Genomic DNA, 15071 nt, shown 5'->3' with positions numbered 1-15071 from the left:
TGTTTTTTGTTGTTGTGTTGCGCTTTGACTAGGCACTTATTGCGGATAGTGTGTCGTCCTGTGTCATCCATACCCAGTAACCCTGGAAGGGATTCATGGTTGATGTCAAGTCACCCTCGATGATTGCATCCTGATAGCTCTGGCTTGTTGCATCCCATCCAATCACTGTGCTCCACGAACCATCCACTGATTTCAATGTATTCTCAGCAGTCTGAGCAGTAGTGTTCGAGAAGCCTATCGCATTCCATGCATTGCCTGTAAGCGCTTTGCTTGGTGGTGGTAAATAACTTGCGTCTTTGTAAGACAGATAGACTGTTCCCGCAGTATCAACGTAGACCCAGTAACCGGCTAACACATCGTCATTGATTGAACTGCTCGCAGTCAACGATGTCCAACTACTCGTAGCTGCATTGTATGAATATGCAGTCCATGTCGTCCATCCAGCGAGTAACTCTCCAAAGGTATCCTTGGTGGTATCCTGCTTCTTCGGCACGGAAATGAAGTTCCAACCTGCCTTCAAGGATATCTCGCCTGATGGTGCACCCTGCACCGTAATCAGGTTGCTTATGTTGCCTGTCTGACTGGAGGTAATATTCAATGAAACATTGCCCGATGCGTTGTATCCGTTGCCTAACGTCCTGTTGAGTTCGAAGTTTATTGTCTGGCCAGTTGCAAGAGCGGATGTCGTGTTCACTTTTATCGTAACCTCGTTGGTCGTGCCATTAACGACCATGCCCACCGTCTCTATGCGGAGTGTTCCGTTCTCTGACCACAAACTGGCCAAGGTGCTATTGTAACACACGCCATTGTACCAAACACTGACATTCTGAATGCCTCCGCCAGGTGCTACCAGTGCAGATCCGTTCTCCCTCAGCGTTATGTTCGTTATGTTCACTGCTCCCTGTGGTGCACTGAAGTTCACCCTGAGAACCTCTTTGTTGGTGGCAGTTTGGTTATATATTGCTACTGTTGTCTGTGTCGTGTCGTAGACGTCAATGCAGGCAGACCCAATTGTTTTGTTCGAAGCTGGACTGAATGTGAAGTTGTTGTAAACGGTTGTTTCCGAAGTTGCACCGGTTGCAATCATTCCCTGTACTCTTGTTGGCTCTCCGTTTGGAGCTGACCTGTTAATGAAGAACGACAGTGTTTCTCCCTCGTAGAACGTGGATGCTGTGTTCACAACCAGCAGGTAATTAACAGAATTCCCTGCAAGTACCGTGTTGTTTGCAGTCAGCGTCAGCGTTACTGTACCATCATCGGCGGTGAATGTTCCTGCGTTCGAAATGATACCGCTGTCACCTGCTGTCGTGTTCCATAGTCCATTCGCATTTGTATCGTTCACCAGGTAGATGCTTGCAATATCTGTTGCCGCATTGGCGGTTCCGTTTTCTGATATGTCTATGCTGGTTATGGTGATGTTCTCAGCCGCTCCTGCCGTGAGTTTTAGTTGCCAGACCACTACGCTGGTGTTCACACCAGACTTTATAACTGTTTCATTAAGCACATCACTGGCTCCATCCATAGCGGTCACGTTCCCTGTTCCGGTGAGCTTGTTGGACGTTATCGTCGTACCGAAAGCGGTTAACGATTGACCGGAAGTAACGCCCGTCGCGTTGTAGCTCTCCAGTCTCAACTGCAGCCAGTCGCTGGCATTGAAGTTGCTGCTCGTATTCACGTAAACGATCGTGTTGTTGAACGTTTGATTTGCCCATTCTTGCACAGCCGAGCCATTGACCGTCAGATTCCAATACTCTACAAAGTCGAAATTGATTACTGCCGTGCCGTTTACATCGAATGTGCCATTTCCAATTACTGCTTCACCGGCATCAATCAGACCATTGGCATTTGTATCGTTGATGAGTCCAACTCCCCATGTGTCGTTGTATGGATCCGTACCCATTGCGGTCAGGTTGATTCCCGTGATGTTCACGTTTTCCATCCCGAACGTTGCCGAGAAGTTCAACTGCATTACTTCAACATAGGTGTTATTCAGTGCGTCCACCGGTCCAGTGATGGTATTGTTCGCTCCAACGAGGACCGTAATGTTTCCTGTTGACCATGTCGTGTTTGAAACCGCCGTTGTGCTTGCATCCTGGATTCTCGCTCCGGAGTAGTAACCTACCGCATTGTAATGCACAGATGGGTCCAGCAAAGAAGTCACCAGGCTTGTACCTGCCTCAACCTTTGCGGTGATGTCTGCGACCACAAGTACCTTCGTGTAGCTTCCACCGACCACCTGAATCTGGGATGACGGCGTTAATGTTACCGCCCCATTGTCAGCCGTGAAAGTTGCAGTAGCTAATATCGTCTCGCTCTCGTAAGAGCCAAACGGTGCAACATCCTCTACCAGCTTTAGCGTTACATTGCCAGATTCATTGGCGGTTCCAGATGCACTTAGGACCATCGAAGTGATATTTGCCGTTTCATTGGTTGCTGTGAAGTTCAATGCCAACACTGGGAAGTTCGTCTGAGCACCCTCGACCCATGTCTTGTCGGTCAGGTTGTATCCTGCAGCGCTAATGCTTCCTGTCCAAGCCGCAGTCATCGTTGCCGAAGAGATTGTTGTCGTCTGGAGGTCTGCGATGATCACCTTAGAGGCGTTCCCCTCAGCGCTATAATTGAGGTATGGCGCTGCCGTTATGTTCAATGCGATCTTATCACTTGTGTTTATGCTAGTAGCAGTCGTGTTCACGTATATCAAGACATAGGCAGACCCGCCTGCTGGAACGGTGATGTTGTGGTTGTCATAGGACACGTTAAGGAATGCTAAGTTATTAGTTCCAATTGTCGTTTTATTCAACATCGGTTCCGTATCTGTTATGTCCCATACACCGTCCATATCTGTATCGTTGATTACCCCTATTCCGCTTGTCTTCTCGTAACCATTGCCAGTGCCGTTCCACGTTACATTTATGCTCGTGATGTTCACAGCCTCAGTGCTGCTTGCCGTAAACTTCAACTGTATTAGTTCTACGTAGGTCTCGTCAACCACGGATGAAACCGTTCCAGCAGTGACCGCATTTGTGTTTGTTGCTGTTATTGAGCCTGCTGCTGTTAGCGCGTTCCCAATTAGTTGTGCACTTGTCTGGTTTACAACCATGCTGGTTCCTGTATCGGCGATGTAATCTACGGACGAGTTGTCCATGTAGAGTCTGATCGTCTCACCGAGAACTATGTTCGAAGATGTGTTGAATGCTATCAGCAAATGCTTGTAGGCTATGAGAGCTTCTGATGTCATATTGCCTTTATTGTTGAGCATTATCTCGATCGGAGTGGCGAGCGTGAACTTGATTGTTTGATTATTGGTTGAGTAAAGTACACTGGCTACTATCGTTTCACCGGCACTCACTGCCCCATCGCCATTGGTGTCAACAACGAGACATGCTGTGACGTTGTTTGATTCGTTGATCGTGCCGTTGGTTGAAATGATTAATTCCCTCAGGTATACTTTTGAGTCCAAATCAGCCCCTACAACGCCGCCATATGAGAAGCTCAACTGCATCACAGGAGCCAGATTGGTGCTCTTGCCAACATTGGAAGTAGGTGTGTTCGCTCCCAGCTGAACCTTAAACTCTGGATTGGACACTGCACCAACGACTGCTGCACTAAGTTGCTTCATGGATGTATTTAGTGGGTCATTGTTCTGGTATATCCTCGTCATCTGCCCGGTTGTGTCATCATAGGCAACGTAATTACTGAAGTTGCCGTATTTTGTAATCGTATTGGGTAATGCTTTCGTATAGTTGCCCGAAGTCCATGCAGAAGTTGTATTCACCGCTATTATGATGATTTTCGATGCCTGTCCTGCAGTGGTCTCACTGACGCTTCCAATTGTTAGATTGCTATCCAAGACAACGTCTATCACTTGTGAACCTGCGACGATGTCGATGTCAACAGCTGATACATTGTGAGCTGTAACGAACGATATGTCTGTAATGTCTCTCACTATTTCACTAGCGCCTATATCAAGAGGCCACCAGGTATCATTTGCAGCATCGACCACTGTGACGTTTGTAATATTGGACCAAGTCGTATTGGTTTGACCAGTAGCATGAGTACTATTGACGTAGGTAATGCTGATGTTATACCACCACTCTGGGTATGAAGCTGTAACCATTGTGTCATTAGTCAAAGTTACTATGTGTATATACGGGAACGTACCATTCGCTAGTTTAGCATAATCTGAGAAATTGCCCGATATTGTAGTGTCGTAGCTCGCCAAAGTCACATTATTAGTCTTAAAGTTAAGCGCAGTTAGGTTTAATGGCGTATCCAAAGCAGTGACATTGCCATCCTCGTCCACATCTATGTAGACTTTGGGGAATGTATCAGCGGCCGCATAGGTCCAATTGGTTACCGTCGACTGCTCAAGCGTAATTTGCGTGATGTTCACCTGACCTGCAATGGCAGTGAAGTTCAACTGTGCACTCTCGACCAATGCTCTTTGACCTTCCAGCACATAAGAGAGATACGGCTGCTTGGCGCCTGCCGCCACCTGAATCATTGCCTGCCCTGTCGCTGTATTCGATGAGGGGGTTCCATATGTGCCCGTTGCTGCTCCCGAAGTAGCACCAGTTGCGGTGAAGTCCGTCGCATTGGTTATGTTAACCTTGAGAGTGTTACCGGACCAGAACTGGTTCGTGGTGTTTACCACAACCAGCAGATTTAACCAGCCATTGAGCGGTATCGCTTTACTAATTCCACTTATGGTTGCGCTGCCATTATCTTTGGAAAACGTAGTCACAGTAGTCCCTACTATTGGCTCATTTGAATCCCAAACGCCATCCGAATCGGTATCATTCACCAGATAAATAGCAGAGAAATCTTGTGTACCGTTTGCAGTTCCATTTTCCGTAAGCATAACAGTATTCAGCGTGCATCCTTCGATTTCTGCACTGAAGTTGAGTTGCGCCAGCACGATTCCAGTTGTGTTTGCCCCTGCATTAACGGTGCGGGATGCAACATCACTTGGACCGTTTGCCGCCGTTAACCTTCCAGTACCTGCTATTTCATTCGATGAAAGCGGTACTCCTGACGTTGTAACAGCTTGTCCGGAAGCAAGACCCGTTGCATTGAACGACGTTAATGTCAGCTTTATCGTACGCCCAAGCGGAAATCCGGTCGTGTTGACCCACAAGTAGAGGTCTTTCAGCGTGCCAACCGGCACTTCGAAGCCACCCGGTATGGTAAGCGTAGCCGTTCCATTATCAGCAGAAAAAGTGCTTTTAGCAAGCACAGTTCCACCGGTATCGTTAACGCCTACTCCAATTATTTCACTCGTACCGTGAATCGTTCCTGCCTCTGTGATTGTAATGTTTGTTATATTCGAACTTTCACCTGATGCGGTAAAACGAATCCAAAAGACATTAGTAAAGTTAGCACTCGAGTTGGCGATATTTGCAGAAGGAGATGATGTATGTAAGCTAGCTGCAAGGCTACCGACTGCCATTGCACCCACGCCTTCATCTTCCATCGGACTAGCAACGTTATTGCCAACACGGTTGTTGTTATTCCCAGCTACAGAAGCGCTGATGCCTGAAAATATCGAAAGCAACATTATCGCTGTTAATATTATCGAGGTTATCTTTTTTCTGTCAACGCTATTTTTAAAAGGTTTACTACTATTCATTTTTTCCCCCTTCATTTTTCCCTCTTAGTTTAACCTCAGTTTAGCTAAAACTAAATACAGAATGAATCTGCTACTATATATAAATTTTTCTCCTAAACCCAACTTTTGAGCCTTTGACTTGCGTAAATCTTCTATCATATTCCTCCCAAATATTTTTTAATTCCCCTATTTCATCATATTATATAATATGATAGCAAATCCCTACGTTAGATTTTCGGTCCTAGATCAATAGACCCATAAATAGTACCCTGAACCAACATATAAAATTGAGTTTTAGCCACCCTATAATGACCTCCCTATCCCCTCAAAGAGAATATACTCTTCAAGATGCCCTTATGAGTGTACTATATATAAACATATCGCTATTGGTCGAAAAAGTCGATTGAGTCGATTGATAAGGAGATTGATAAGTATCTAATTTACCTTTCCTGGGATGGCGTTGCGTTATATCCGTCTTCAAATAAAATCCTGCCAGCTTTACCAAAAAACCCTAAAAGTCCTCTATCAAGACATAACAGGCGAGGCTTTAACCGTGTTAGATTGGAAAGATGGTAGGAGCCAGATACAGTTACAAATTCTTCAAATGGTTGTCAGAGACATTTTTTAGTAATAAGTGCTCAGAGGCGCAATCCATTTAACATAAAAATCATGATGAGAGACTGGAATCACAAGAGAATGCACTCACAATTTTCTTTCCAAGAAGATTGTTCCAGAGCATCAAAAGAACAGATGGGATGGATAAAAAAGCATCATGGATAGATATGTATGTCTCATACTATACTAAATAAAGTCTAAAACGAATCCTGAAAGGATCAAACTTTAAGTCAAATTCAATGTTAAATAAGACTTACAAGCCAGCTCACAAATCGCATATTTGCCCTGCCAAAAAAAGAAAAATAAAACGCATTGAGATCAAGCTGGGGATATTCCAAGAATTAAAACTTTTATATGAGTTAAATTAGCCCTTTAAAGGCCTTTACACTTCCTTAATTTAGCTTTTTCACTAAAATTCTCACGTTTTAGAGGGGCAATTTCAGAGAGTATTCAAATGGAGGTCCTACTGATTTAGATACCTTCAAAATTTAATGCCCTAGATAAAATCGCTTTTTTCTAAAAAGATTTAGACTGACCTCGGATCGGTAATCCTTCCTTTGATGGCTGAAGCAATGGCGGTAGCGGGGGAGCCCAGATATATCTCTGCATTCGCACTCCCCATCCTGCCTCTAAAATTTCTGTTGGAAGTTGAGAGGCAACGCTCCCCATCACCCAATATCCCAAATAATCCGCCCATGCATGGACCGCAGCATGGCGCCTCCACAATCGCGCCTGCATCGATAAATCGCTCGATGTAGCCTGCTTTCAGCGTCTTGACATACTCCTCCCTGGAGGCGGGAATGATGAGCAACCTGGTCCCCTCAGCTATAGAACGATCTCCCAGGATATTTGCAGCGATCCGCATATCCTCAAATCTTCCATTTGTGCAAGAGCCTATGAACACCTGATCTACCTTGATTCCCTCTACATCGCTCACGCTCTTGACGTTATCCACGCCGTGAGGGCAGGCAACCTGCGGTCCCAGATCTGAGACGTCATACTCCCGGAGTTCATAGGCTGCATCCTCATCGCTCCTCAAAGGCTCTTTGAGAGTGAAACCTGGAATGCGCTCTCTAACATATGCCTCCGTTTTTGCATCTGGTTCAACGATGCCTGTAGTGGCTCCCATCTCTATCGCCATGTTGCACATGGTCATCCTGTCCGAAATGCCCATGTCCCTCATCGTGGGTCCAACATACTCACAAGCCCGATAAATGGCTCCAGATGCGCCGACATCGCCTATCAGACGGAGGATGAGGTCCTTCGAGCATACACGATCCTGTAATTTGCCAGAGATCTCAAATCTGATCGTTCCTGATATTCTGAACCACAGTCGTCCTGTAGCAAATACAGATGCCATGTCAGTAGATCCAACACCAGTAGCAAAAGTGCCTAGAGCACCATACGTGCAGGTATGGCTATCAGCACCAACTATCAGCTCTCCGGGGATAACATGCCCTTTTTCTGGCATCACCTGGTGGCAAACCCCGTCCCCGACATCGTAGTTAACGATACCCTGCTCCTTTGCAAATCGCCTGAGCAGCGCATGATTGTTGGCAGCCTCCAAGGAGTCAGCTGGAGCCTGATGATCAAATATTATCGCGATCTTCTTCGGATCCCAGACGCCGTTTCCACAGTCAGACACGATCTGCCGGAACGACTCTATCGCAAGCAAGCCAGTAATGTCATTAATCATGGCTCTATCCACATTAGCAAAAGCGAACTCATCCGCTTTCGCAACCCTACCAATAGCCTTAGAAAATATCTTTTCTGAAATGGTTTGCCCGGACATTGATAGCCTTTCTGCCAGCATCGTAGATAAAATTAATCAATGGGACAACTTTTAATTACCATCTCACATAACATAACATGAAAACGATGGAAGATATTTTACAGATTTACGAGCGATTGCAGAGCAGCATCACCTTGGATGAGTTCAAAAAGATGGTAGAGGAAAAGATCGACCTGATGGGCGGACTTTGTGACGAAAAAACAGCATCAAAGCTAGTTGCACACGATCTTGGCATTCTTGATATGATGAAAATCGGGGAGATCTCGCTGGATCAAAAAAACGTGAGTTTTAGGGGCAAGGTCACACAGGTGGAGGCCTCACATGAATTCTCCAGGGATGATGGTTCGATTGGCAGAGTTGCAAACATCATCGTCTCTGATGAGACTGGCTCGATACGCGTGGTACTATGGGATGAGCTGGCAGACCTGGTTAAGGTCAACGAGTTATCCGCAGGAGTGATGCTCAATATCAGCGGATATGTGAAAGACGGCTATGCTGGGATGGAGGTAAATGTCGGAAGAAACGGCAGTATGGAATTCATCGAAACAGACGCGGATATCAAAATCAAAACCCACAAGATCAGCGATATTGTGAGCGGGATGAGTGGAATAAACATCCTAGGAAAAGTGCTGAACATAGGCGAAATACGCAGATTCTCCCGAAAAGATGGCACGGAAGGATCTGTCAGCAACATCACCCTGGGAGATGAAACCGGTAGGATCAGGGTTGTGCTATGGAATGACCAGACCAAGGAAAAACTTGCCCCGGAAGACGTCATCGAAATTACAAACGGATATTCCCGCGAGAGTTATGGGCGTACCGAGATTCACCTTGATAGGTACGGAAAGATCGAAAAGAGTTCCAAAGAAGTGAGCTATTGTGAGCATATGACAAAGATTGCTGACATCAGTATAAACGAATCCTACAACGTGATGGGCGTTGTGACCGAGGTGGGGGAAAAGCGGGAGTTTATCAAAGGCGACGGTTCAGCTGGGAAGGTGGCGAATATAAGAATCTCTGACGACACCGATGGAATACAGGTTGCACTGTGGGGCGAAAATGCAGACTTGGTCGACCAGATAAACATCGGAACCCAGATCAAAATCATGGACGGCTATGCAAAAGCAGGTTGGAGTGACAGCATAGAGCTGAATGTCGACTGGCGAAGCGAGATCAGCACTAAAGATTTATGAGAGGAGATTCGATTCTAATCTGAGGAAAGGACTGATTAAATGACTAAAAACAATCAAACTGCCAAAAAGATTTCTCTGGGAGACTTGCCGGGCGTTGGACCTGCAACCGCTGAAAAACTACTAGAGGCGGGTTTTAGTTCAATAGAGGCTATAGCAGTCGCCTCACCGTCAGAGTTGGCAAACACTGCAGATGTAGGCGAGGCCACGGCCGCAAAGATCATCCAAGCAGCTCGACTACAAGCAGAGATAGGTGGGTTTGAGACCGGAGACGTCGTGCTGGAGAGAAGGAAAAAAGTGAGCAAGTTAACAACAGGAAGTGCTGCATTTGATGCCTTATTAGGCGGCGGCATGGAAACGCAGGCAATCACCGAAACATATGGTGAATTCGCGTCTGGAAAAACACAAGTCGCACACCAGTTAGCCATAAATGTGCAGCTACCAAGAGATAGTGGCGGGCTGGAAGGGTCAGCGATAATAATCGATACAGAAAATACCTTCAGACCGGAAAGGATAACGCAAATGGCAGAAGGCGCTGGAATGAATGCAGAAGAGGTGCTGAAAAACATCCACGTTGCAAGAGCTTACAACTCAAATCACCAGATACTGCTGGTCAGCACTGCTTCTGAGCTGGCGGAGCAGCTAAAAGACACTGACAGGCCTGTTAAGCTCCTCATCATCGACTCGCTGACCGCACATTTCAGGGCAGAATACGTCGGCAGAGGTACTCTTGCGGACAGGCAACAGAAGCTCAATAGGCACTTGCATGAACTCATGAGGTTTGCTGATCTCAACAACGCAGTTGTCATGGTTACGAATCAGGTCTTGGCAAAGCCAGACGCATTTTTTGGAGATCCTACGCGCCCAATAGGAGGACATATCCTCGGACATACCGCAACCTTCAGAATTTATCTGAGAAAGTCTAAGGGCGAGAAAAGGATTGCAAGATTGGTTGATTCACCTTACCTGCCAGAGGGGGAGGCCATATTCTCCGTTACGACGGAAGGAATCAAGGATTGAAGGCGCTTGCTCTCGACATCGATAGGACAGACAATTACACACCGAGACCGGCTGTAGAATCCATTCGCCGCATAAATGTCATTCTCGCCACTGGCGGTCTGCTGCCACTACGATGGCAAATTTAGCGGCATCAGTGATCGCACGGAGTGGCTAAGGTTGATTACGATGAGATGATGAAGAGCATGCCATCGGAGATGTCACCCATGCATACGCGCATTTGAGATTTTAAAGAAACAGTTCGATCTAGAGGGACTGGATGTATCTATCCTACAGAAGGACTGAAGTCGCAGTGAGGCGAAACCCTGACTTAGATAGGCAAGGGAATACTATCCAAAACAGATGTGAACCTCGCAGACGGCGGATTCGCCGCGCATATCAAAAGCAGTCGTGCATATCAAAAGAAAAAGCTTGCGGAGTCGCTTGACTGGTCCACTGAAGGCATCGCCGGCGACTCTGAAAACGATGTCGAAATGCTTGAGGTTGCCTGAATCGGCATAGCAGTTGTAAATGCGGATGCTAAACTAAGCTGAAAGAAGTGGCATAAAAAAAGGAATATGGCGCCGGATTTGTCGAGGTTTTTATTCCCTCAGCTCAGATACCCCTATCACAAGGATGATTGCGCCAATCATCAGCACGATGATGCCTATGATACCTTTTATAAAAGATAACACATCGTCCAAGAAGTACCATATTCCGCACAGACCTAACACTACCAAAACCAAGCCCAATAATACCCATAGATACTTATTCATCTCCCTCGCCTCTATTAGGTATCTTTAAGTCCACCACTATGTAGTCTTTTATAGCACGAACTGCTTCAAATGAAACCAGCACGAAGTTATCCTCTGTTCTGAAGCCCTCAGTATCAAACGCCATATCTGGTTTGATTACAAGGTCAATCAAAGCTCCTGTACGAAGATCGGCCACCACGTTATGCATAGTGCCAATGTTCGATCCATCGATGCCCATGACTTTTTTGTTAGATAAATTTTTTGCGAAACTCCTCACCATTAGACCCCCATTCCGCTTATTATCGATATCATATATAAGACTTCGTCTCTAGGTGATACGATACGGTTCCGATATATTTAATGGATAGGATATAAAAACTATGGATGATGAAAACGGTCATATTTAATCCCTCTTCAGGTGTCTCGGGCGACATGATCGTTGCGAGCTTAGTGGATCTGGGAGCTAACAAGAATACGGTAAAGAAGGCAATGACCTCCATTGGAGATGTCAACGTCAAAATTTCCAAGGTGAGCGGGCTTGGCATTAGTGCAACTAGGGTAAACGTGACGAGCGCTGACGATTGGAAAACGATATACACGGGCATCACAGAAGGCCTCAAAGAAAGTGGTTTGGATGACGCGGTAATTGGAGATAGTATCGCGATATGCGAAAGAATAGCTGATGCCCAATCAAAAGTGAATGGAGAACTGAAGGGTAGATCACGCTTGCGGGATGTAGGAAGTGTCGATGCAATTGCAGTTGTGATCGGTGCATGTGCTGCTTTCCATAACCTTGGCTTTGATAAATTTAGAATACGAAGCACGCCCATATGCATGGGCAGGGGATCCGCCCAAACTTCTATTGGTAGATTATCAATACTCGCAACGATCGAAATATTACGTAATTCATGTCTTTGGAACATTACATACCACGGCGGACCAGCCACGCAGGAACTGACAAACCAGACTGGTGCCGCCATATTGGCTCATTTCGTCAAGGAGTGCAACATTTTTTTCCCGAAGGTTGAAGTCAATAGAGTCGGATACGGGACCGTATCAAGAGCCTTCGAAACTCCCAACGTACTGCGAACGGTTATCGGAGAAACAGACGAGATGTTAAGTTCTGATCGTATAGATGTGTTGGAGACGGACGTCGATGATGTCACGGGAGAAGTCTTGGGTAAGCTAATCCGTGATTTGATGAGCTCGGGTGCGAGAGATGTTTCCATTATGCCCGCCACCATGAAGGAGGGGCGACCTGGGCACATAATACAAGTGATGGCCCAACCAGCTGATACTACCAGACTGGCGAGGAAAATCATCCAAGAGACTGGTTCCCCATGCACAAGAGTCATGCCTGTAAAAAGATTGATCACAGAGAGACATATTAGCACTACAGTGATTGATGTCGGTGAAGATAGAAGAGAGGTGAGGGTTAAGATATCGACAGACCGGCAAGGGAAGACCTTGAGCGTTTCAGCTGAGTTCGAGGATTGTAAAAAAGTGGCTGAAGAGTTGGGCGTTTCAGTGAAGGAAATAATCAGAAAAGCAGAATGTGTTGCCTGGAGCAGGCTTTCATGAATTGAAAAAAAGAGATATTATTTTGAGTCGCAGAAATTTCACACTTGAAACAATTTATCCCACATAGCCAAAGAACCCTATAGAGGTGCAATTCAAGTATTTGGCATGAAGAGTGGATCAATAGAAAAAGATTAAAAATCACCGTGAGCATCACAAATAGAGAAGCCTTGAGATGATGGAAAAAGTCAAGGACGTAGAGATAGCCTATTATAGTCCAGTTTGTACCCAATATTCTTGTGAATGATACTTTTTATTCAAAAAAAGGATAGTAGCTAATGAAAGTCATAAAGGGCAGATAAAATAACCTTATACTTATTAATGATAAAAGAAGTAACTGAAAACTTAGATGACGTTGCATTCCTAAGTTTAAGTAGTATAGAGGCATAGACTCCTTTATAGTTTTCAAGCAAAAAGGTGGTGATGTCTCTAGTGGCCTTTTAATAGATAAGGAAGGGGAGGTTGTTAATGGGCAAGACCCGACGTTATGAGCAGAATTGAAAGTTCATCTCTACTTATCGTCTGGCACGCTCAAGTTTCTTCTCAATGTCGAAGCGTTTCATTTCGTCTTGGTCGAAGGGGTAAGGTGAATTTTTGTCAGCGAGCAGTTTTTGTTCAAGGATATAGAAATTAAGGAAACAGAAGATAGCCAGCCATGCTACTGCAAGTAACCAATCCCACCAGTTCACCAGATGATTTGCGAGAATGTAATATACATAAATCACACCAATCGGGATGTGACCAAAAACAGTGGCTGCAACGCCAGGATTATAGAAAGATCTTAGCTTTATATTCTCATAAATGGCGTGAGTGAAGAATTGAACAATTGCGCCGCCAAGTACAGGTGCTAAACCTAGCCAAATCACGTTGGGAAAAAAGACTGGAACTAAATAGAATACATATGCAAAATTAAGATTAGCCACCATGGAATTGTTCTGGTTCAGCCAATAGCGGTCTGGCCTTTCACTTCTTTTTAAAACCATATTCGCGATCGCTGGAAATCCACCAGGCCAACTGTACTCTTCAAATTGATGTAGAAGAACGGCAATAAAGTTTAGGATAAGAAGCTTTTGTAAAAGGACAGTATCATTCCAGGCAAATATTAGGTAGGCCCCCGCGACCATTGCTGAAAAAAAGGCCGATGTCGTGCCAATGCCGTCTTAGAAATTTTAAAGGTGTCACTTTCTTCTCCTTGTTGTTGATATGCTTGTTTTCCATAGTATGATAATTTTATTATGATCGTATATTGATCGTATATATAAGTAAGAGTAAGTCTTTTTTTGCCTATCAGCCTATCCTTTAGATGAGAGCAAAAAATATTTTTTGAAGTCACTCCGCTTCGCTCCGTGCCACGCTGCGCTCTCAGCCTTCGGCTCAGAGGATAGAACAGCGATTTAACGGTTCCGAAACCTTGCAAGTTTCTCTACCCAAATCCCAAATTTCCATCTCTGAAAAATTCAACTCTTTTCGAGGGAAATTTATGACTTCGTTAAATCGCATATGTTATTACTAACTCAAATCTCAATTTAGGTGACGTTTACTTTACAGCTCAGTTTAAAATCATCTCACTCATTACTGCCTCTGACCACTACTTCTGGAGAGCACTATTATGTTCGATATTCATTTCTCGCTAGGTTAGATGGATATTTCTCCATGAATAATGCCATAGCCCCATATCACAATTTAACTTATACTCGAAAGCGGTATATCCTAGCTGTCACATACTATATAGTCACATACTATAATGAACGAAGGGGTGAGGATCATCAAGGTCAAGAGATATCCAAGCGGGTGCAAGAAAATTGACGATTTATTGGGTGGTGGCTTCGAAGTAGGAACGGTGACCCAGCTATTTGGAGAGCCTGGTAGTGGCAAGACTAATATTTGTCTTCAGCTTGCAATTGAAACCGTGAAAAGAGGGAAAAAAGTAGTTTACATCGATAGCGAGGGTTTTTCTCCAGAAAGATTTGACCAGATAGCTGGGGATGGAGTGGAGAATATTGCTAAGGATGTCATCATCTATGAGCCACTGAATTTTGAGCAGCAATATTCCGCCATCAAGGACATTGAAAAAATGATTGATAATGTAGGGATGATAATCAACGATTCAGCGGTATCTTTTTATAGGTTTGAGCTTGATGAAGAGCGGGGCATTGAATTAAAGCGAGAACTGGCAAACCAGATCGCTTGTCTACTCCAACTCGCAAGAAAATACGATGTGGCCGTCGTAATAACAAATCAAATATATATGGATGCCGATAGCGGTAAATTCCATCCGGTAGGGGGAAACATGGTCGAGCACCTCTCCAAGACCATCGTTCAGCTAGAAAAACTAGAGGATGGGAAAAGACGCGCAATACTGCTAAAGCATCGATCAAGACCAGAGGGCATCTCGTGCGAGTTCGTGTTGACGCAAGATGGCGTCAGAGACGTATCAAAGACATATAAGACAAGGGAGGATCACAGTGGGCATTCCGAAGAAGAGGAAGAGAAAAAAGATGAGTAAACATAAATTGAAAAAGAGAAGAAGAAAGATG

The 15071-nt window shown here is 45.0% G+C and carries 11 protein-coding genes; 6 read left to right on the top strand and 5 right to left on the bottom strand.

Annotated elements, in window-relative coordinates; translation table 11 throughout:
* Positions 1-28: 28 nt before the first annotated feature.
* Both PHI74_05110 and PHI74_05105 read right to left on the bottom strand, forming a co-directional pair.
* Complete coding sequence (locus PHI74_05110; GenBank protein MDD5485381.1) at positions 29-5629, bottom strand: hypothetical protein; 5601 nt, start codon at positions 5627-5629, stop codon at positions 29-31.
* Between the two features lie 1120 nt (positions 5630-6749).
* Positions 6750-8036 (bottom strand): 3-isopropylmalate dehydratase large subunit, encoded by a 1287-nt coding sequence (locus tag PHI74_05105; protein MDD5485380.1) that lies wholly within the window; start codon positions 8034-8036, stop codon positions 6750-6752.
* A gap of 56 nt (positions 8037-8092) precedes the next feature.
* Between PHI74_05105 and PHI74_05100 the strand changes: the two genes are divergently transcribed.
* The 4 genes from PHI74_05100 (at position 8093) to PHI74_05085 (ending at position 10713) form a co-directional block, all read left to right on the top strand.
* Positions 8093-9208 (top strand): OB-fold nucleic acid binding domain-containing protein, encoded by a 1116-nt coding sequence (locus tag PHI74_05100; GenBank protein ID MDD5485379.1) that lies wholly within the window; start codon positions 8093-8095, stop codon positions 9206-9208.
* Positions 9209-9247: 39 nt separating this feature from the next.
* The gene (radA, locus tag PHI74_05095; GenBank protein ID MDD5485378.1) at positions 9248-10225 is read left to right on the top strand and encodes a DNA repair and recombination protein RadA; all 978 of its coding nucleotides are present in this window, start codon (positions 9248-9250) and stop codon (positions 10223-10225) included.
* Positions 10222-10350: a hypothetical protein gene (locus PHI74_05090; GenBank protein MDD5485377.1), complete on the top strand. Its 129-nt coding sequence runs from the start codon at positions 10222-10224 to the stop codon at positions 10348-10350. The genes radA and PHI74_05090 overlap by 4 nt, the downstream gene beginning before the upstream one ends.
* Before the next feature lie 216 nt (positions 10351-10566).
* Positions 10567-10713 carry a hypothetical protein gene (locus tag PHI74_05085; protein MDD5485376.1) on the top strand — a complete coding sequence of 49 codons (147 nt, stop codon included), beginning with the start codon at positions 10567-10569 and terminating at the stop codon, positions 10711-10713.
* Positions 10714-10803: 90 nt separating this feature from the next.
* Here the strand turns inward: PHI74_05085 and PHI74_05080 are convergent, their stop codons facing one another.
* Positions 10804-10977, bottom strand: a complete 174-nt coding sequence (locus PHI74_05080; protein MDD5485375.1) for a hypothetical protein — start codon at positions 10975-10977, stop codon at positions 10804-10806.
* On the bottom strand, positions 10970-11236 hold the full coding sequence (locus PHI74_05075) for a PRC-barrel domain-containing protein (protein MDD5485374.1): 267 nt from the start codon (positions 11234-11236) through the stop codon (positions 10970-10972). The genes PHI74_05080 and PHI74_05075 overlap by 8 nt, the downstream gene beginning before the upstream one ends.
* A 107-nt stretch (positions 11237-11343) precedes the next feature.
* Here PHI74_05075 and larC point away from each other — a divergent pair, with 107 nt between their 5' ends.
* Complete coding sequence (larC, locus tag PHI74_05070; protein MDD5485373.1) at positions 11344-12537, top strand: nickel pincer cofactor biosynthesis protein LarC; 1194 nt, start codon at positions 11344-11346, stop codon at positions 12535-12537.
* 512 nt (positions 12538-13049) lie between these two features.
* Here larC and PHI74_05065 read toward each other — a convergent pair.
* A complete protein-coding gene (locus tag PHI74_05065; GenBank protein MDD5485372.1) occupies positions 13050-13658 on the bottom strand; it encodes an HXXEE domain-containing protein in 609 nt (202 codons plus the stop codon).
* Positions 13659-14278: 620 nt separating this feature from the next.
* Here PHI74_05065 and radB point away from each other — a divergent pair.
* Positions 14279-15040 carry a DNA repair and recombination protein RadB gene (radB, locus tag PHI74_05060; GenBank protein ID MDD5485371.1) on the top strand — a complete coding sequence of 254 codons (762 nt, stop codon included), beginning with the start codon at positions 14279-14281 and terminating at the stop codon, positions 15038-15040.
* The last annotated feature ends 31 nt before the right edge of the window (positions 15041-15071 follow it).

Source organism: Methanocellales archaeon, from assembly GCA_028715985.1.
Taxonomy (GTDB): Archaea; Halobacteriota; UBA148; order UBA148; family UBA148; genus UBA148.
Note: the sequence above shows the minus strand (reverse complement) of the source record. Positions and strands in the feature narration are given on the sequence as shown.